Origin of the sequence: Streptomyces sp. NBC_00464 (genome assembly GCF_036013915.1) — a bacterium.
In the GTDB taxonomy this organism is placed as follows: Bacteria; Actinomycetota; Actinomycetes; order Streptomycetales; family Streptomycetaceae; genus Streptomyces.
The window spans coordinates 3,720,681-3,739,322 of record NZ_CP107899.1 but is presented as its reverse complement, the minus strand read 5'-3'; the positions used below and the strand labels follow the sequence as shown (position 1 = coordinate 3,739,322).

Here is an 18,642-nt window from a genome sequence, read left to right as displayed (position 1 = left end):
ATGACAACCGACGGCGGGGGGCGCCCCATGGGAATGTCACTCAAGGTGTACGAGGTCGACCGCTGGGGCTCCGCCCGGGTCCTACGTGAGAAGGGCGAGGTCGTCCCCCTCGAACGGCCTGCGGACACCGACCGTTTCCCGGCCTGCGAATGCGCTCGCTGCTCGTCGGGGCCGGCCGCAGAGCAGCGGCCGTGAAGGCCGCAGCGCCCAGAGCGGACCTTGCCCCGGCGTGCCGCATCGGCGAGCACGACGAATGCCCTGGTCCGGGTGAGCTACGGCTACCGGGCGCCACGGCATGGGAGCGCCCCGTCGAAGTGCACCTCTGTGCCTGCCCTTGCCATCGCACCCGCGCTTGAGACCTGAAAGGCGACGCCCATGGAAGCGTTCGAAAACGCCCGGCTCGACGCGTACTTCGCCCGGATCAACGCCCAGTTCCGCCCCTCGGAGCCCCCTGCCTCCCTGCTCATCACCCACCTGCTGCCGGAACGACCATCGTTCGTACGGGCTGTGGCAGCCGCCTCTCAACTGCGAGCTGTCCTGCCCAAGCCGAAGTCGATCGACGCCGCAGCGCAGCGCGCTGTCGAGAAGGTCAGCCCGTGCGCCGCTCTCTCCCGAGAGCTGTTCACCGACCCAGACACCGCCGTCGATTTCCTTGAGTCTCGGGCGGCCGGCGAATCCCTCGTGCTCCTCGACGTCGGCGGCTACTTCGCGCCCAGCCTCGACGCGATCTGTGACCGGTTTTCCGGGCGCATCCTCGGCGTAGTCGAGGACACCGAGAACGGACACCGCCGGTACGCGGACATCGAGAAGCTCCCCTGCCCAGTCGTGTCCGTGGCCCGATCGCCACTCAAGGACCCCGAGGACTTCCTCGTCGGCCAGTCCGTCGTGTTCTCCACCGAGGCCCTCATGCGGGCACGCGGCGACATCCTGCACGGCCGCCCTGCCCTCGTCCTCGGCTTCGGGAAGCTCGGCAGCTCCATCGCCCGCCTGCTGCACGCCAAGGGCATTCAGGTCACCGTCTACGACATCGACCCCGTTCGTCGCACCCAGGCGCTCTCACAGGGCTTCACCGTGGCGCGGGATCGGGATGCCGCCCTGCACGGCGCCGGCCTGGTCCTGTGCGCTACCGGGGCTGTCTCACTCCGCAGCGAGGACTTCTCCGCCCTGCGTAACGGGGCCTACGTTGCCACTGTTACGTCGTCGGAGGACGAGCTCGACCTCGACGGCCTGCCCGACGTCTACACCCGTACGCCGTCCGGCGACCACGTCACCCGCTACCAGACCACCGGCCACTACTTCTACTTGCTGAACGGGGGCAACGCCGTCAACTTCCTGCACGGCGCCAGCGTGGGCCCGTTCATCTTCCTCGTCCAGGCGGAGATCCTGGCGAGCATCCGCATTCTCGCCCAAGGCGCCCTGGCAAGCGGCATACACGAGGTGACACCCACCGACCGCGCTGCCATCGCGTCCACCTGGCTGAGCTACTTCAACCGCTAAGGAGCACCCATGCCCATCACCTCCCAGCACGTCCGCGAAACGCTCGACGCGTACCTCGCCCAGCACCCAGAGGACAAGGAGCCGCTCGCCTCGCTGCTCACGGTCCTTGACGAGGCAGGCGACGCGATCACTTCGCGTAAGGAGTTCCTCGGTCACGTCACCGCCGGCGCTGTGCTCCACCGCCCCGACGGCCGCGTGCTGACCATCGAGCACCGCACGCTCTCGAAGTGGCTGCTGCCGGGTGGCCACGTCGAAGAGGTTGACGAGACGCTCGTCGGTGCGGCACTTCGCGAGCTGGCCGAGGAAACCGGCATCGACTCCGACCAGGTGACGCTGACCGTCGATCTGCCGCTGCACGTCGATGCGCACGTCATCCCGGCGAACCCCGCGAAGGATGAGCCGGAGCACCTCCACTTCGACTTCCGATTCCTGTTCCACACCACGGCTGCCGAGATCGTGCTCCAGGAGGAAGAGGTGAGCGCGGCGTCGTGGCAGCCTGCCGACATGCTGGTCACGGAGCCGCTGCGTAGCCGGGTGCTGACCGCCGTGCTGTAGCCCTTGGGCGCCCGCGACTCATCTGCGCACGAGGTCCTCGATCGGCACATGGAGCGCGGCGGCCAGGCGGAGGAGCATCGTGAGGCTGGGGTCGCTGATGGCGTACTCGATGCGGTGCACGGTCTTGTGGTCCATGCCGGCGAGCTCCGCGAGCTGTACCTGGGTGAGGCCTGCTTCGATGCGGGCTGCGCGCAGGGTTGTGCCGATCTGCTGGCGGAGGGGGAGTACCCAGTCCGGGGTTGGGTCGGCCGACACAAACTCAACGCTGATTCGATCATGATCGTAAGTCTTTACCTGGCCAGGGAAATTTAGCGATCATGGATACGTGCGGTCGGGTTGTGATGTGCGTCCGACATCGACCGCACCAGCTCGGCCATATTCGGCCGGGTTGCGCCGCCCCATCCCGTCTCGGGGTGGGGCGGTTTAGTGTGTTCAGCACGACGCCCCCTGCCGAAATCGCCGGCAGGGGGCGTCTCCGACCCGAAGCCTCCCGAGCATTCGGGCCGGGTCAGTCGGGGGTTGTGCGTCAGTAGGTGGTGGGGGAATCCACCTGCTCCCCGCCTGGCACTCTACGCACGAGCACCATCGATCTACAGCCCGTAGACCTGGTGCACACAGAGTCGTGACACCTTGTGCGATTTCACGGAAGGTGCCGTTCCGGCGATCGACCCCACCAGGCCATGACCTGGTAGAGCGTCCGGGCCCCGAGGGCTGTCCGTAGGGCTGCCAGCTCCTTGGCCACGGTCCGCTCTGCGAGGCTGAGGCGGCGGCCGGCCTGCTGCTGCGAGTATCCGGCCTCCAGCTCCTGCATGAGTGCCCGCTGCCGGGCCGTGGTCACCGCCGCCCCTGTGGCCCGGCTGAGGGCCTGCCAGGGCGTGGCCCGATCCCAGCACAGGTCGAAGATGGACCGGCCCCACATGACCGAGCTGCGGTCCGAGACGTGCCAGCCGGAGTGAGCCGCTGCCCCCTCGACGACGAGGTTGTCGATGAACAGGTGCATCCGGTCGAGCAGCACCATGCGAGGGAACGGTGCGCCCAGGACGCGGACGTCGGCGCCGGCGGATACCAGCTCGTCGATGTGGGTCCGGGTCTGGTCGTGGTCGTGGGCGCGCGCGTTGTAGATGGAGCGGACGCGAACGCCGCGCTGGCAGGCGGCGACGGTGCGGGCTGCTCCGTTTCGGAGGGTTTCAGGGTCTCGGTCGGCCGGCTCTCCGGGCTGCGCTGTGTAGACCTCGGTGGTGGCCGCGTCGGTGAGCGGCAGGATGCGGGCGTTCATGAGTGCGGGGGTGCCGAGGTATTCGCTGCCGGGGCCGCCGTAGAAGCGATGGGGGTCATAGTCGGCGGCCAGCGCTTCGACGGTGGGGATCTGGCTGATGCGGCTGATGGCTGCGGTGAGGTCTGCGAGAGATGCGGCCATGAGGCCTTGGGCCACGGCGCGGGGGTCGCGGGCGATGTAGTGGCCGGGCTGGTACGGATCGGGGTCGACGAGGTGGAGGTCGAGCAGGTCGGAGAGATTCGTTTCGGTCGGTGCGATGCCTGCGGCAGCGACCGCTCGGTACGTTTCTACAGCGCTCTCTGCGAGTAGAGCGGTTGCGGTTTGCTCTGTTTCCTTCATGTTTGCCCCCGTTTGTTATGTGCTGAAAACCGCACGTACAGATTTCAGCACGGCGAGCCGCTTGGTGTCGCGGTTCGGGCGTGGCAACCTACGTACAGCAACGCGTAAACGTACACGCGTTCGATAAGGGGGGTTGCTGGTGAGCCAGTCCAGAATCCGTGCCGCATTGGCCGCTGTTGCACTCGCGGTCACCGCACTGACGGCCGCGGCCACAGCGTCTTCCGCCACCGAAGTCCCGGCCCCGCCGGCCACTGCGGACGTCGGCTGGGGAACTCCTCCGGCAGACCCGACTCCTACGCCCGCTCCGACACCGACGACGGAAGAGGCGAAGGACGTCGGCTGGGGGTGACCCCCCGCCCCACAGACCCCGGTCGAGGTACTCGGGAGGTCCCCGACCGGACAGACGAAGCCCCCTGCCGAGCAAAGCGGCAGGGGGCTTCGTGCTGAGAGTAAACGGGCTGACCCCCGGGCGGGATAGGCGCGCCAGACAAAACGTTACGGGGTAGTAGCGGGGTACCAAGATCGACAAAAGTAGAAGGCCGGTAGATCCTGAGATCTACCGGCCTTCTGACCTGCTACCTACTGCTGTGGGGCTAACAGGATTTGAACCTGTGGCCTCATCCTTATCAGGGATGCGCTCTAACCAACTGAGCTATAGCCCCGCCGCGCTTTTGTGTCGCGCTGACGTGAAGAAGATTAGCGCACGTCGGGGCCAGTCCCAAAATCGATACCCGCGTCGCTACTCGTCCTCGGCCAGGGTGAGCTCGACACCGCCCACGAAGCCGGCCGACAGGTTGTAGATGAAGGCGCCCAGCGTCGCCAGCGCGGTGGCCAGCACCACGTCGATCACCGCGATGACCGAGGTGAAGATCAGCACCCGCGGCAGGGACAGGAACGACTGCAGGTCGAAGCCGTTGCCCTCGTTGGAACCGGTCGCCTCGCTGATGGTGCCGCCGACGGTCTCGAAGACGCCCATCGCGTCCATCACCATCCACAGCACCGCCGACGCGACCACCGTGCAGATGCCGAGCGCGATGGACAGCAGGAAGCTGACCTTCATCACCGACCACGGATCGGCCTTGGCCACACGCAGACGCGCCTTGCGGGTACGCGGAGTCGTCCGCGCCCCCGTCCGGGGCCTGCGGGTCGCCTGGGCCGTGCCTGCGCCCTGCACGGCGCCCTGCCGCCCCCCGTGGGACCGGCCGCCACCCTGGGTCCCGCCCGCAGGGGGCGAGGGGTAGGCCTGCGGCGGGTGGTACGGGCCCGCCTGGCCCGGTGCGGGTTCCCGCTCACCGGGCAACGGCCCGGTCGCGTAACCCTCGTACTGGGGCTGAGGGCCCCGGGTATCCGTCACAGTGCCCCCTTGGGAGTCCGTGGCAGGGCCACGGGCGCCGTTTCCGCCGGCTTCGGAAGCGGCCGAACCGGCGCCCGTGGCTCCACTCACGCTCTACTCCTCGTGCTCCCCGGTCGAGGACGTGTTGCCCTCGACTGTGCCGTCGACCGTGCTGTCGGCAGCTGCGTCGGCCGCGGTGGCCTCAGCTGTCACTGCCTCGGGCGTCTCGCCTTCGGCATCGTCAGTCCCGTCGACCTCTTCGGCCTCGCGACCTGCCTCGGCGTTGCGCGCGATACCGACGACGGCGTCTCGCTTGCCCAGATTGATCAGTTGGACGCCCATGGTGTCACGGCCCGTCTCCCTGACTTCATTGACTCGCGTACGAATCACACCACCGCCGAGCGTGATGGCGAGGATCTCGTCCGTCTCCTCGACCACCAGCGCACCGACCAGCGAGCCCCGGTCCTCCACGATCTTGGCGGCCTTGATGCCCAGGCCGCCGCGACCCTGGACGCGGTACTCGTCGACGGGGGTCCGCTTCGCGTACCCGCCGTCAGTGGCAGTGAACACGAAAGTACCGGGCCTGACGACATTCATCGAGAGCAGTTCGTCTCCCTCGCGGAAACTCATGCCCTTGACACCCGAAGTGGCACGGCCCATCGGGCGCAGCGCATCGTCCGTCGCAGTGAACCTGATCGACTGGGCCTTCCTGCTGATGAGCAGCAGGTCGTCCTCGGCCGACACCAGCTCCGCGCCGATCAGCTCGTCGTCGCTGCCGTCGGCCGTCTCGCGCAGGTTGATGGCGATGACACCGCCGGAACGCGGCGAGTCGTAGTCCTTCAGCGCGGTCTTCTTCACCAGACCGCCCTTCGTGGCCAGGATCAGATACGGCGCCGCGTCGTAGTCGCGGATCGCCAGGATCTGGGCGATCTGCTCGTCCGGCTGGAAGGCCAGCAGGTTCGCCACGTGCTGACCGCGGGCGTCACGGCCGGCGTCCGGGAGCTCGTAGGCCTTCGCCCGGTAGACCCGGCCCTTGTTGGTGAAGAACAGCAGCCAGTGGTGCGTCGTGGACACGAAGAAGTGGTCAACGATGTCGTCCGACTTGAGCTTCGTGCCGCGCACACCCTTGCCGCCGCGCTTCTGCGAGCGGTAGTCGTCCGTCTTCGTGCGCTTCACATAGCCGCCGCGGGAGATCGTGACGACGATGTCCTCCTCGGCGATCAGGTCCTCGATGGACATGTCGCCGTCGAAGGGCACGAGCTTGGAGCGCCGGTCGTCGCCGAACTTGTCGACGATCGCCGCCAGCTCCTCGCTGACGATCTGCCGCTGACGCTCGGGCGACACCAGGATCGCGTTGTACTCGTTGATCTTCGCCTGGAGCTCGTCGTGCTCGGCGGTGATCTTCTGGTGCTCCAGCGCGGCCAGCCGGCGCAGCTGCATCTCCAGGATCGCGTTCGCCTGGATCTCGTCGATCTCCAGCAGGCCCATCAGGCCCTCACGCGCGATCTCCACGGTGTTGCTGCGCCGGATGAGGGCGATGACCTCGTCGATGGCGTCCAGGGCCTTGAGGAGGCCACGCAGGATGTGCGCGCGCTCCTCGGCCTTGCGCAGCCGGAACTTCGTACGCCGGACGATGACCTCGATCTGGTGCGTCACCCAGTGGCGGATGAACGCGTCGATCGACAGGGTGCGCGGCACCCCGTCCACCAGCGCCAGCATGTTGGCGCCGAAGTTGGTCTGCAGATCGGTGTGCTTGTACAGGTTGTTCAGTACGACCTTGGCGACCGCGTCCCGCTTCAGCACGACGACCAGGCGCTGGCCCGTACGCGACGAGGTCTCGTCACGGACGTCCGCGATGCCGCCGACCTTGCCGTCCTTGACCAGGTCGGCGATCTTCTGCGCGAGGTTGTCGGGGTTGGTCTGGTACGGAAGCTCCGTGACCACCAGGCACTGGCGGTTCTGGATCTCCTCGACCGCCACGACCGCGCGCATCGTGATCGAGCCACGGCCCGTGCGGTACGCCTCCTCGATGCCCTTGCGGCCCACGACGAGTGCGCCCGTCGGGAAGTCCGGGCCCTTGATCCGCTCAAGGAGGGCGTCCAGGAGCTCCTCCTGCGAGGCTTCCGGGTGCTCCAGGTACCACTGGGCGCCGGACGCGACCTCGCGCAGGTTGTGCGGCGGGATGTTGGTCGCCATGCCGACCGCGATGCCCGCCGAACCGTTGATCAGCAGGTTCGGGAAGCGCGCCGGCAGAACCACCGGCTCCTGGTTGCGGCCGTCGTAGTTGTCCTTGAAATCGACGGTCTCCTCGTCGATGTCACGGACCATCTCCATGGACAGCGGCATCATCTTGCACTCGGTGTACCGCATGGCGGCGGCCGGGTCGTTGCCCGGGGAACCGAAGTTGCCGTTGGAGTCCACCAGCGGCATGCGCATCGACCAGTGCTGCGCCAGGCGCACCAGGGCGTCGTAGATCGAGGAGTCGCCGTGCGGGTGGTACGTACCCATGACGTCACCGACGACGCGGGCGCACTTGTAGAAGCCCTTCTCGGGCCGGTAGCCGCCGTCGTACATCGCGTACAGCACCCGGCGGTGGACGGGCTTGAGGCCGTCCCGCACGTCGGGCAGGGCACGCGACACGATGACGGACATCGCGTAGTCGAGGTAGGAGCGCTGCATCTCCGTCTCGAGCCCGACGGGCTCGACACGCATGCCCACGCCCTCGACGGGCGGGACCTCTTCGGGCGTCACGGGGGCAGGGGTGTTCTCGTCGGCCATTGCTGGTCAAAGTCCTTTCGCGCTGCGGCTGCGGCTTGGAGGGTCGCCGGACCCTCCTCCTTGTACGGCCGACTCAGATGTCGAGGAAGCGAACGTCCTTGGCGTTGCGCTGAATGAACGAGCGCCGTGCCTCGACGTCCTCACCCATCAGCACCGAGAACAGGTCGTCGGCCTGCGCCGCGTCGTCGAGCGTGACCTGGCCGAGCACACGGTGGTCGACGTCCATCGTGGTGACACGCAGCTCCTCGGCGTTCATCTCGCCGAGGCCCTTGAAGCGCTGGATCGAGTCTTCCTTGATCCGCTTGCCGTTCTCCTTGCCGAGCACCACGAGGGCGTCGCGCTCGCGGTCCGAGTACGCGTACTCGAAGTCGTCCCGGCCCCACTTGATCTTGTAGAGCGGCGGGCGCGAGAGGTAGACGTGCCCGGCCTCGACCAGCGGCCGCATGAAGCGGAAGAGGAACGTCAGCAGCAGGGTGTTGATGTGCTGACCGTCGACGTCGGCGTCCGCCATCAGAATGATCTTGTGATAGCGGAGCTTCTCGATGTCGAAGTCCTCGTGGACCCCGGTACCGAAGGCCGAGATCAGCGCCTGGACCTCGGTGTTCTGCAGGATCTTGTCGATCCTGGCCTTCTCGACGTTCAGGATCTTGCCGCGGATCGGCAGGATGGCCTGGTACATCGGGTTACGGCCGGACTTCGCCGAACCACCGGCGGAGTCACCCTCGACGATGAAGATCTCGCACTTCGTCGGGTCGTTGGACTGGCAGTCGCTCAGCTTGCCCGGCAGCGAGGCGCTCTCCAGGAGGCCCTTGCGACGGGTCAGGTCACGCGCCTTGCGGGCCGCCACGCGGGCGGTCGAGGCGGCGATGCCCTTACGAATGATGTCGGCGGCCTCGTTGGGGTTCCGGTCGAACCAGTCCGTCAGCTGCTCGTGGACGACCTTCTGCACGAAGGTCTTGGCCTCCGTGTTGCCCAGCTTGGTCTTCGTCTGGCCCTCGAACTGCGGCTCGCCCAGCTTCACCGAGATGATCGCCGTCAGACCCTCGCGGACGTCCTCACCGGTGAGGTTGTCGTCCTTCTCGCGCAGCAGCTTCTTGTCGCGCGCGTACCGGTTGACCAGCGAGGTCAGCGCCGCACGGAAGCCCTCCTCGTGCGTACCGCCCTCGTGCGTGTGGATCGCGTTGGCGAAGGAGTAGACGCCCTCGCTGTACTGCGTGTTCCACTGCATGGCGATCTCGGCCGAGAGGAGACGGTCCTTGTCCTCGGCCTCGATGTCGATCACCGACTGGTGAATGACATCGCCCTTGCGGGAGTTGAGGTACTTGACGAAGTCGACGATGCCGTTCTCGTAGTGGTACGTGACCGTGCGCGTCGCCTCTTCCTCGGGGACGTCCACCGCCTCGGCGCTGTCCGCGCCCGCCGTCGCCTTCGCCGACTCGCGCTCGTCGGTCAGCTTCAGGGTGAGGCCCTTGTTGAGGAAGGCCATCTCCTGGAAGCGCCGCGAGAGGGTCTCGAAGGAGTACTCGGTCGTCTCGAAGATGTCCCCGTCGGCCCAGAAGGTGACCGACGTACCCGTCTCGCCGGTGGCCTCGTTACGGGCCAGCGGGGCGGTCGGGACGCCGAGCTTGTAGTCCTGGGTCCAGCGGTACCCGTCCGTCTTGACCTCGACGGCCACCCGGGTGGACAGCGCGTTGACCACGGAGACACCGACGCCGTGCAGACCACCGGAGACGGCGTAACCGCCGCCGCCGAACTTGCCGCCGGCGTGCAGCACGGTGAGGACGACCTCCACGGCCGGCTTGCCCTCGGACGGCACGATGCCGACCGGGATGCCACGGCCGTTGTCGATCACGCGCACCCCGCCGTCGGCGAGGATCGTGACGTCGATGGTGTCCGCGTGCCCGGCCATCGCCTCGTCGACCGAGTTGTCGACGACCTCTTGCACGAGGTGGTGGAGACCGCGCTCACCGGTCGAGCCGATGTACATGCCAGGCCGCTTGCGGACCGCGTCCAGACCCTCCAGCACGGTGATCGCGCTGGCGTCGTACGAGGCTTTCACCTCACCCGAAGCCTTCGCCTTCACGTCGGCCATCACCTCGGCCGAGGCGGGAGCAGCGCTGCTCTCACCGGGGGTGGACGGAATGTTCTCGTTGGGGTTGCCGGAATCGGCCACGAAGCGCCCTTTCTGGCACAGCACAGGCCGTTCTCCGGGCAGGCGGGAGCGGCTGCGTCGTTCGGCTTGTATCGACGAATCCCGCAAGGACGCGGGATTGTCCACCAGTCTACCGGTAGCGCCGACCCGAATGGGGGTTTGCCGGTACCTGAGTCCGCATGTGCCGCCCTGAATGAGCGCCTGACGACTCCCCATATCCGGGAAGGGGCCTCAAGAGGCTCACACGGGCATTGAGCGCTTCTGCCTGTCAGCCTCCCGCTACGGTGAGGGACGCCTGCTCCCCGCCGTACGGTTGCAACCACCGCACACCCCCGCAACAGGGGCAACGGAGCCATCGGTGACAAGCAGGGCGCAGCGCGCCCCGGGCCCCTCGCGCACAGCATCGTGATCGCGGTGGGCCAGCAGGGAAATCGCCGTCGGTCAGCAGGAAAACCGCTGTCGATCAGAAGGAAAAGACCAGGTCAGGCATGGTCATCCATGGGTGTCATCCGTAGGTGTCGCCCGGGCCGGTGCTCCCGGGCGCGCGCAGCGGGCCGTATCTGCGCGCGGGCCCTCCAGGCCCCAGAACCTTGATCAGCCGGACGGTGCCGTGCCCCAGATCCGCGTTCAGCCGGGCCACCAGCTGCGGCGCCAGCAGCCTCAGCTGCGTCGCCCACGCCGTGGAGTCGCACTGCACCGTCAGCACCCGCTCGTCGGGGGCCTCGTCATAACGCAACGGCACACAGTGATTGGCAAGATCGTCACCCACGATCTGCGGCCAGCGGCCCATCACACCGCCCACCGCGGCCGGCGTCTCCCAGCCGCGCTCGGTGATCAGACGGTTGATCGCGGCCCCCAGCGGCAGCGGATCCCGGCCGTCCGCCCGCGCACCGGAACGCAGTCCGCCGCCCCGCCGGGCCTGCTTCTTCTGCTGCGCGGCCGCACCGCGCGCCTTCGCCTGCTCCTTCGCCGCGCGCAGGGCCACCCGCGCCAAGTCCACACCCGAGGGCTCCGGCTGCTTCGCCGGGCCCCCGGCCGGGTCCTTGCCGTCCCCGTCGCCGGTCACAGCCGCTCCACCTCACCGGCGGACACCGCGTACCGGGTCCCCGCGAGCACTCCGGGGACGTCGTCGTCCACCGCGGCCGTCACCAGCACCTGCTCACCGGGGGCCACCAGCTCGGCCAGCCGCTCGCGGCGCCGGGCGTCCAGCTCGGCGAAGACGTCGTCCAGGACCAGCACCGGTTCATTGCCCTCGGAGCGCAGCAGATCGTACGAGGCCAGCCGCAGGGCCAGCGCGTACGACCAGGACTCCCCATGACTCGCGTACCCCTTGGCGGGCATTCCGCGCAGGCCCAGGACCAGGTCGTCGCGGTGCGGGCCGACCAGCGTCACGCCCCGCTCGATCTCCTGCTTGCGCACCTCGGCAAGGGCCGCGATCAGCTGCGCGTACAGCTCCTCGCGCGTGCGAGCGGGCTCCACCTCTGCACCCACCGAGCTCCGGTACTCCAGCGTCACCGGACCGCCGCCCGGCGCCACGTCCGCGTACGCCTTGTCGGCCAGGGGCTGAAGCGTCGCGATCAGGTCCAGCCGCTGCGCCAGCAGTTCGGCACCCACCCGGCCCAGATGCTGGTCCCACACGTCGAGCGTCGACAGGTCCATGGACCGTCCGCCGTGCCGGCGCGCCATCGCCGCGGACTTCAGCAGCGTGTTGCGCTGTTTCAGCACCCGCTCGTAGTCGGAGCGCACCCCGGCCATCCGCGGCGAACGCGCGGTGACCAGCTCGTCGAGGAACCGCCGGCGCTCGCCGGGGTCGCCCTTGACCAGCGCGAGATCCTCCGGCGCGAACAGCACCGTGCGCACTATGCCCAGTACGTCACGGGGTCTGACCTGCGAGGACCTATTGATCCGGGCGCGATTGGCCTTGCCCGGGTTCAGTTCCAGCTCGATCAGCTGGGACCGCTCGCCCTGGGTGACAGCCGCCCTGATGACAGCCCGGTCGGCACCCATGCGCACGAGAGGGGCGTCGGAGGAGACGCGGTGGCTGCCGAGCGTCGCGAGATAGCCGATGGCCTCGACGAGATTGGTCTTGCCCTGGCCGTTGGCCCCCACGAACGCGGTGACGCCCGGGTCGAGAGGCACCTCGACCCGGGCGTACGAGCGGAAGTCGGCCAGCGACAGATGCGTGACATGCATGGTGTACGCCGACCTTCCCGGCTTCCTGCTCCGTGCTTCGTAGCGCGGGACGGACCGTCCGGTCCGGCCCGCTCCTCGTTGCGGTCACTGCTTGTTCCCGACCGCTACTGCTTGTTGTTCTCGACTGCTACTTCTTGTTCTCGACCGCGTGGCCGCCGAACTGGTTGCGCAGCGCGGCGATCATCTTCATCTGCGGGGAGTCGTCCTGGCGCGAGGCGAAGCGCGCAAAGAGCGACGCGGTGATCGCGGGCAGCGGCACGGCGTTGTCGATGGCCGCCTCCACGGTCCAGCGGCCCTCGCCGGAGTCGGCGGCGAAGCCACGGAGCTGGTCCAGGTGCTCGTCGTCGTCCAGCGCGTTGACCGCCAGGTCGAGCAGCCAGGAACGGATGACCGTGCCCTCCTGCCAGGAGCGGAAGACCTCGCGCACATCGGTGACGGAGTCGACCTTCTCCAGGAGCTCCCAGCCCTCGGCGTAGGCCTGCATCATGGCGTACTCGATGCCGTTGTGAACCATCTTCGCGAAGTGGCCGGCGCCGACCTTGCCCGCGTGGACGGAACCGAACTCACCCTCGGGCTTCAGGGCGTCGAAGACGGGCTGAACCTTCGCCACGTGCTCGGCGTCGCCGCCGTACATCAGGGCGTAGCCGTTCTCCAGGCCCCAGACGCCGCCGGAGACTCCGCAGTCGACGAAGCCGATGCCCTTGATGCCCAGCTCGACCGCGTGCTTCTCGTCGTCGGTCCAGCGGGAGTTCCCGCCGTCCACGACGATGTCGCCGGGCGAGAGCAGCTCGGCCAGCTCGTCGACCGTGGACTGGGTCGCGGCACCGGCCGGGACCATCACCCACACGACGCGGGGGCCCTTGAGCTTGCCCACAAGCTCTTCGAGGCTGTGGACATCGGCGACGTCCGGGTTGCGGTCGTAACCGATGACGGTGTGGCCGGCGCGGCGGATGCGCTCGCGCATGTTGCCGCCCATCTTGCCGAGGCCGACGAGACCGAGCTCCATCAGAGATTCCTTAAGCGTTGTGCCGATTGGTACCCAGGACCGAGCCTACGCCCGGCAGGGGACAGGACGCCGGGCATGCTCGGCGCTGAACGTGCCCGTCGGGTCCTGCCGCGATTCCTTGGGCGTCGGCAGGACCGGTGACCGGATCAGCCGGAGAGGCGGACCGGCATGATCAGGTACTTGTACGCATCGTCCGCCTCGGCGTCCACGGCCGGCCGGCCGCTGAGCAGCGCGGGCTTGGTGGACGTCGTGAAGGAGAGCTGGGCGACCGGGGAGTCGATGGCGCTCAGGCCGTCGAGCAGGAAGGTCGGGTTGAAGGCGATCGAGATGTCGTCGCCCTCCAGCACCGAGTCGACGCGCTCCACAGCCTGTGCGTCGTCGCTGGAACCCGCTTCCAGGATCAGGACGCCCTGCTCGAAACTGAGCCGCACCGGGGTGTTCCGCTCGGCCACCAGGGCCACGCGCTTGACGGCCTCGACGAAGGGGGCCGTCTCGATGACCGCGACCGAGTTGAACTCGGTGGGAAAGAGCGTGCGGTACTTCGGCAGATCGCCTTCGAGCAGTCGGGTGGTCGTACGCCGGCCCGCGCCCTCGAAGCCGATGAGGCCTTCACCGGCACCGGAGCCCGACAGCGCCAGCGTCACCGTGTCACCACTGGTGAGCGCCTTGGCGGTGTCCAGCAGCGTCTTGGCGGGCACCAGCGCGACGGCGGAGGCGTCGGCGTTCTCCGGCTTCCAGAGGAACTCGCGGACCGCGAAGCGGTAGCGGTCGGTGGAGGCGAGGGTGACGGTGTCGCCCTCGATCTCGATACGCACACCTGTGAGCACGGGCAGCGTGTCGTCGCGGCCCGCCGCGATCGCGACCTGGGCGGCCGCCGAGGCGAAGACCTCACCGGGCACGGTGCCGGTCGCGGTCGGCATCTGCGGCAGTGCGGGGTACTCCTCCACAGGAAGGGTGTGGAGTGTGAACCGGGAGGAGCCGCAGGCCACGGTCGCCCGTACACCGTCTGTGGAAATCTCCACCGGCCGGTTGGGCAGAGCACGGCAGATGTCGGCGAGCAGACGGCCGGAGACGAGCACCGTGCCGTCCTCCTCGATCTCGGCGTCCACCGAGACCCGGGCCGAAACCTCGTAGTCGAAGCTCGAGAAGCTGAGGGCTCCGTCCTCAGCCTTCAGCAGAAGGCCCGCAAGAACGGGCGCCGGCGGACGGGCCGGGAGGCTACGGGCCACCCAGGCCACAGCCTCCGCGAGTACATCGCGCTCCACCCGGATCTTCACCGGAACCGCCTCCTGCTGTTGCTCGCTCGCCCTGCTGGCCTTCGTCGTCTGGTCGGGTCGCTCCACCGATGCCGGGGGGAGGACGCCGGGGACCAGTCTGACGTACGGCACCGACACTCGGTGCTGCTCGGGGTCAAGTCGCGACAAGAGGTTCGGAGAGCTCCGGCGCCGAGTTGTGCACAGGCCCCACTTCGAAGCGGATTCCGGGCTAACTATAGGTGGCAGTAGTAGTAGGGCCTGTGGAAACGGTGGATAACGTCGTTTTCGCAGGTCAGACCCACTTTTTTGTCCACCGACCCTGTGGGTGGCACCGGTGGACAACCTGGTGTTTCTGTGGACACCCGAAAGTTGTGCACACCCGATACACAGGGCAGGGGGGTTTCTCCCCAGGGCTGTCCCCAGCTTTACCCACGTTTCCCACAGCCCAACCGACCCTCTTGGTGTGACGCCTTTCACTCGGTGCGGTGAAAGCGGGTGTTGCGTTGCCGAACAGTGGACAGCGGTGTGGAGAAGCCTGCCCTTCCTGGGGAAAACGGCCGACGGCCTGTGGGCCGACGGTGGACAACCTCGGTGAGACCCTGTGGACGAAAAACTTGTCCACAGGCTGTGGATCATTGTTGACCACAAATCCCCAGGCTCCTGAGCTGGCCTGATGGAGTATCGGCTGCCCTGCCTGTGGATGCAGTATGGACAACTTTTGGATCCCCAGGCTGTGGAGGGAAGATTCTCCCCAGATCTGTGGAGAACAGCCTCTCCGCGGCAGGTATTCGAACAGCGTGGGCGGTGCGAGTGGCCTGCCCGACCCCCTGAGGGGCGGTCAGGGACCGTCGATCGGGCCGCTCGTGGAGCGTGCTGCATGCTCTTCACGGCAGTTCTCGGCAGTTCTCGGGAGTTCTCGGGAGTTCTCAGTGGCTCTCCGCGACGTACGGCAGCTCGCGGCGACGCACGGATGACCTCCGAGCCGCCGCCTGAGCCGCCGCCTGAGCCGCCTCCTGAGTCATCTCTTGGGCCGCCGCCCGGAGCCGCCTTCCGGAGCCGCGGTCCGGAACGACTTGTGGAACGCTTCCCGGAACGCGGAAGGGCGCTCCGTGGACTCTTCGGGAGTCCGCGGAGCGCCCTTATCGATGGGGCCCTTGCGTGTGCCGGCGTCGGTGCGGGAGGGCTCGTCAGCCGTTCTTGATGCGGTTGGTGAGCTCGGTGACCTGGTTGTAGATGGAGCGCCGCTCCGCCATCAGCGCGCGGATCTTGCGGTCGGCGTGCATCACCGTCGTATGGTCCCGGCCACCGAACTGCGCACCGATCTTGGGCAGCGACAGGTCCGTCAGTTCACGGCACAGATACATGGCGATCTGGCGTGCCGTCACCAGCACACGGCTGCGGCTCGATCCGCAGAGATCCTCCACGGTCAGTCCGAAGTAGTCGGCGGTCGCCGCCATGATGGCCGTCGCCGTGATCTCCGGAGCCGAGTCCTCGCCGCCCGGGATCAGGTCCTTCAGCACGATCTCGGTCAGCCCGAGGTCCACCGGCTGACGGTTGAGGCTGGCGAAGGCCGTCACGCGGATGAGAGCGCCCTCCAGCTCACGGATGTTGCGGGAGATACGGGAGGCGATGAACTCCAGGACCTCCGGCGGGGCGTTGAGCTGCTCCTGCACTGCCTTCTTGCGCAGGATCGCGATGCGTGTCTCCAGCTCCGGAGGCTGCACATCGGTGGTCAGGCCCCACTCGAAACGATTCCGCAGCCGGTCCTCCAGGGTCACCAGCTGCTTGGGCGGTCGGTCCGAGGACAGCACGATCTGCTTGTTGGCGTTGTGGAGCGTATTGAAGGTGTGGAAGAACTCCTCCTGCGTCGACTCCTTGCTCGCCAGGAACTGGATGTCGTCGACCAGCAGGATGTCGACATCGCGGTACCGCTTGCGGAAGGTGTCGCCCTTGCCGTCGCGGATCGAGTTGATGAACTCGTTGGTGAACTCCTCCGAGCTCACGTACCGCACCCGGGTGCCCGGATAGAGGCTGCGGGCGTAGTGCCCGATGGCATGCAGCAGGTGAGTCTTGCCCAGTCCCGACTCTCCGTAGATGAAGAGAGGGTTGTACGCCTTCGCGGGCGCCTCGGCGACGGCGACGGCCGCGGCGTGCGCGAACCGGTTGGAGGCCCCGATCACGAAGGTGTCGAAGAGGTACTTCGGATTCAGTCGGGCGTGGGGTTCGCCGGGGCCGGGCGCCGGTGCGGGCTGTGCGCCCATCGGGCCGGTGCCGCCGCCGGGCCGTCCGGTACCGGCGCCCTGCCGGTGCTGGGGCTCCTGCATGTCGTGGCGCTCGGGGCGCTGGGACTCGTACCCCTGGCGCTCGGGAGGCTGCTGGCGGTAGTCGTGCTGGGGCTGCTGCTGGGGGCGGCCGCCGTACGGCTCGCGCCACTGTTCGGCGGACGGGTCGCGGTCCTGGAACCCGCCGAGCCGGGGCTGCTGCCAGGAGAGGTCCTCCTGGGTACGCGGCCAGGCACCGGGCTCGGGGCGCTGCTGCTGGTAGTCGGGGTACGCGGGACGGGCCGTCGGCATCCCGTCGTCCGAGGGCCGGTGACCGTAACCGTCGTACCCGTCGTTGTGCTGACGCTCGTCGTGCTGAGGTCCCTGATAGCGGTGCTGCTGCGGCTGCTGGGACTGGTGCATCGGGGGGGCCGGCGGGTTCGGCGGTTCGCCCGCGGAGTCGTCGACCGTGATCGCGATCCGGATCGGCCGACCGCACTCGCGGCTCAGCGTCTCGCTGATGAGAGGGGCGAGCCGGCCCTCCAGGACGCGCTTGCCCCATTCATTGGGGACGGCGAGCAGCGCGGTGTCGGCAACCAGGGCGAGCGGCTGACAGCGCTCGATCCACTGCTTGTCCTTCGGCTCGATGCCCTGCTGGCCCTCCCCGAGGAGTTGCTCCAGCACTCGTGGCCACACTGCGGCAAGATCGGCAGGTACGTCAGCCACAAGGCACGCTCTCTCGCTGGTCCCACGAATGTGTGTTTCTCGGGACGTATGGGTCGGGATGGGTGAGGACCGGCAGGCGGGAAGAAAAAGAACCGGGGTTCAGCCACGGTAGGCGGGCCGACCCGTGCGGTTCAAGTCGTTGTCCACAGGCTGTGCACAATGGGGGGTCCGACAGGGTCGGTTTGACCGGATGGCGTAGCCGCGCGTACCGTGACCAGGTCGAGTTGTCGATGGCTGCTGCCGCCTGCCTCCGATGGGCAAAGATCACGATCTGTGATTGTGAAGCGGTGCAACTAGGGCGTTTACGCGAGTCTCTCGTGGGCGCACGGTGACAGCCAGGCGATGTCCCGCCAACACACGATCATTACTGGAGCCCCCGAGTGAGCAAGCGCACCTTCCAGCCGAACAACCGTCGTCGCGCGAAGACCCACGGCTTCCGTCTGCGTATGCGGACCCGTGCCGGCCGCGCGATTCTCGCGTCCCGCCGTGGCAAGGGCCGCGCCAGCCTGTCCGCCTGATCGCGTACAGGTCGTCATGACGTGCTGCCTACCGAGAATCGGCTGAGGCGGCGCGAGGACTTCGCGACCGCGGTACGACGAGGACGCAGGGCCGGCCGCCCTCTACTCGTCGTTCATCTACGCAGCGGTGCAACGGACCCGCACGTGACTGGGGAGACTGCTCCCCCGCCGCGTGCGGGTTTCGTTGTCAGCAAAGCAGTGGGTGGCGCGGTCGTCCGCACAGCGGTGAAGCGAAGGCTTCGCCATCTGGTCCGAGAACGGCTTGCCCTGCTGCCCCCCGGTAGCCTGGTTGTCGTACGCGCGTTGCCCGGTTCGGGTGACGCCGACCATGAACAGCTGGCCCGAGACCTGGACGCCGCGCTTCAGCGGCTGCTGGGAGGGGGCGCGCGATGAAGTACCCGCTGCTGGCTCTCATCAAGCTGTACCAGTGGACGATCAGCCCACTTCTCGGGCCTGTCTGCCGTTACTACCCGTCGTGTTCCCACTATGGATATACGGCGATCGACCGGCACGGAGCGATCAAGGGAACAGCGCTGACGGCCTGGCGCATCCTGCGATGCAATCCGTGGTCACCCGGCGGCGTGGATCACGTTCCACCACGCAAACGTCCGCGTTGGCACGAGCTGCTGCGTAGTGCCGTACGCGGTGGCAAGGGCGGGGACTCCGCCGCTGATGTGCCTCCCGGGAGGTCGGCCACCGATCTCCCGAGCTCGGCCGCAGAGACTTCGCCCAATGCTCAAGGAGCCTGATTA

The 18,642-nt window shown here is 67.8% G+C and carries 16 protein-coding genes and 1 tRNA gene; 6 read left to right on the top strand and 11 right to left on the bottom strand.

Features of this window, described 5'->3' with window-relative positions; translation table 11 throughout:
• Positions 1–27 precede the first annotated feature (27 nt).
• The 3 genes from OG912_RS16690 (at position 28) to OG912_RS16680 (ending at position 2,052) form a co-directional block, all read left to right on the top strand.
• Positions 28–195: a hypothetical protein gene (locus tag OG912_RS16690; RefSeq protein WP_327710011.1), complete on the top strand. Its 168-nt coding sequence runs from the start codon at positions 28–30 to the stop codon at positions 193–195.
• Between the two features lie 180 nt (positions 196–375).
• The gene (locus OG912_RS16685; RefSeq protein ID WP_327710010.1) at positions 376–1,497 is read left to right on the top strand and encodes an adenosylhomocysteinase; all 1,122 of its coding nucleotides are present in this window, start codon (positions 376–378) and stop codon (positions 1,495–1,497) included.
• 9 nt (positions 1,498–1,506) lie between these two features.
• A complete protein-coding gene (locus OG912_RS16680) occupies positions 1,507–2,052 on the top strand; it encodes an NUDIX hydrolase (protein WP_327710009.1) in 546 nt (181 codons plus the stop codon).
• Positions 2,053–2,070: 18 nt separating this feature from the next.
• Here the strand turns inward: OG912_RS16680 and OG912_RS16675 are convergent, their stop codons facing one another.
• The 11 genes from OG912_RS16675 to dnaA form a co-directional block, all read right to left on the bottom strand.
• On the bottom strand, positions 2,071–2,307 hold the full coding sequence (locus tag OG912_RS16675; RefSeq protein ID WP_327710008.1) for a helix-turn-helix transcriptional regulator: 237 nt from the start codon (positions 2,305–2,307) through the stop codon (positions 2,071–2,073).
• A gap of 385 nt (positions 2,308–2,692) precedes the next feature.
• Positions 2,693–3,667: a hypothetical protein gene (locus OG912_RS16670; RefSeq protein ID WP_327710007.1), complete on the bottom strand. Its 975-nt coding sequence runs from the start codon at positions 3,665–3,667 to the stop codon at positions 2,693–2,695.
• 588 nt (positions 3,668–4,255) lie between these two features.
• Positions 4,256–4,329: transfer RNA gene (locus tag OG912_RS16665), tRNA-Ile, on the bottom strand.
• Between the two features lie 77 nt (positions 4,330–4,406).
• A complete protein-coding gene (locus OG912_RS16660) occupies positions 4,407–5,021 on the bottom strand; it encodes a DUF3566 domain-containing protein (RefSeq protein WP_327710006.1) in 615 nt (204 codons plus the stop codon).
• A gap of 93 nt (positions 5,022–5,114) precedes the next feature.
• On the bottom strand, positions 5,115–7,778 hold the full coding sequence (gene gyrA, locus OG912_RS16655) for a DNA gyrase subunit A (protein ID WP_326737406.1): 2,664 nt from the start codon (positions 7,776–7,778) through the stop codon (positions 5,115–5,117).
• Between the two features lie 73 nt (positions 7,779–7,851).
• Entirely contained in the window at positions 7,852–9,975 is a 2,124-nt protein-coding gene (gene gyrB / locus OG912_RS16650) for a DNA topoisomerase (ATP-hydrolyzing) subunit B (protein ID WP_327710005.1), read from the bottom strand.
• Between the two features lie 460 nt (positions 9,976–10,435).
• Positions 10,436–10,996 carry a DUF721 domain-containing protein gene (locus OG912_RS16645; protein ID WP_327710004.1) on the bottom strand — a complete coding sequence of 187 codons (561 nt, stop codon included), beginning with the start codon at positions 10,994–10,996 and terminating at the stop codon, positions 10,436–10,438.
• The gene (gene recF / locus OG912_RS16640; protein WP_327710003.1) at positions 10,993–12,123 is read right to left on the bottom strand and encodes a DNA replication/repair protein RecF; all 1,131 of its coding nucleotides are present in this window, start codon (positions 12,121–12,123) and stop codon (positions 10,993–10,995) included. The genes OG912_RS16645 and recF overlap by 4 nt, the downstream gene beginning before the upstream one ends.
• A 127-nt stretch (positions 12,124–12,250) precedes the next feature.
• On the bottom strand, positions 12,251–13,129 hold the full coding sequence (gene gnd / locus OG912_RS16635; RefSeq protein WP_326737411.1) for a phosphogluconate dehydrogenase (NAD(+)-dependent, decarboxylating): 879 nt from the start codon (positions 13,127–13,129) through the stop codon (positions 12,251–12,253).
• A 146-nt stretch (positions 13,130–13,275) separates the two neighbouring features.
• Entirely contained in the window at positions 13,276–14,406 is a 1,131-nt protein-coding gene (gene dnaN / locus OG912_RS16630) for a DNA polymerase III subunit beta (protein ID WP_148022051.1), read from the bottom strand.
• A gap of 1,166 nt (positions 14,407–15,572) precedes the next feature.
• Positions 15,573–17,372 carry a chromosomal replication initiator protein DnaA gene (gene dnaA, locus OG912_RS16625; protein ID WP_326737412.1) on the bottom strand — a complete coding sequence of 600 codons (1,800 nt, stop codon included), beginning with the start codon at positions 17,370–17,372 and terminating at the stop codon, positions 15,573–15,575.
• Positions 17,373–17,752: 380 nt separating this feature from the next.
• Here dnaA and rpmH point away from each other — a divergent pair, with 380 nt between their 5' ends.
• The 3 genes from rpmH to yidD are packed head-to-tail and all read left to right on the top strand — an operon-like array spanning position 17,753 to position 18,639.
• Positions 17,753–17,890, top strand: coding sequence for a 50S ribosomal protein L34 (gene rpmH, locus OG912_RS16620; protein WP_010985740.1), 138 nt, complete (start codon positions 17,753–17,755; stop codon positions 17,888–17,890).
• A gap of 21 nt (positions 17,891–17,911) precedes the next feature.
• A complete protein-coding gene (gene rnpA, locus OG912_RS16615) occupies positions 17,912–18,283 on the top strand; it encodes a ribonuclease P protein component (protein ID WP_148019659.1) in 372 nt (123 codons plus the stop codon).
• Positions 18,280–18,639, top strand: coding sequence for a membrane protein insertion efficiency factor YidD (gene yidD, locus OG912_RS16610; RefSeq protein ID WP_327710002.1), 360 nt, complete (start codon positions 18,280–18,282; stop codon positions 18,637–18,639). The genes rnpA and yidD overlap by 4 nt, the downstream gene beginning before the upstream one ends.
• The last annotated feature ends 3 nt before the right edge of the window (positions 18,640–18,642 follow it).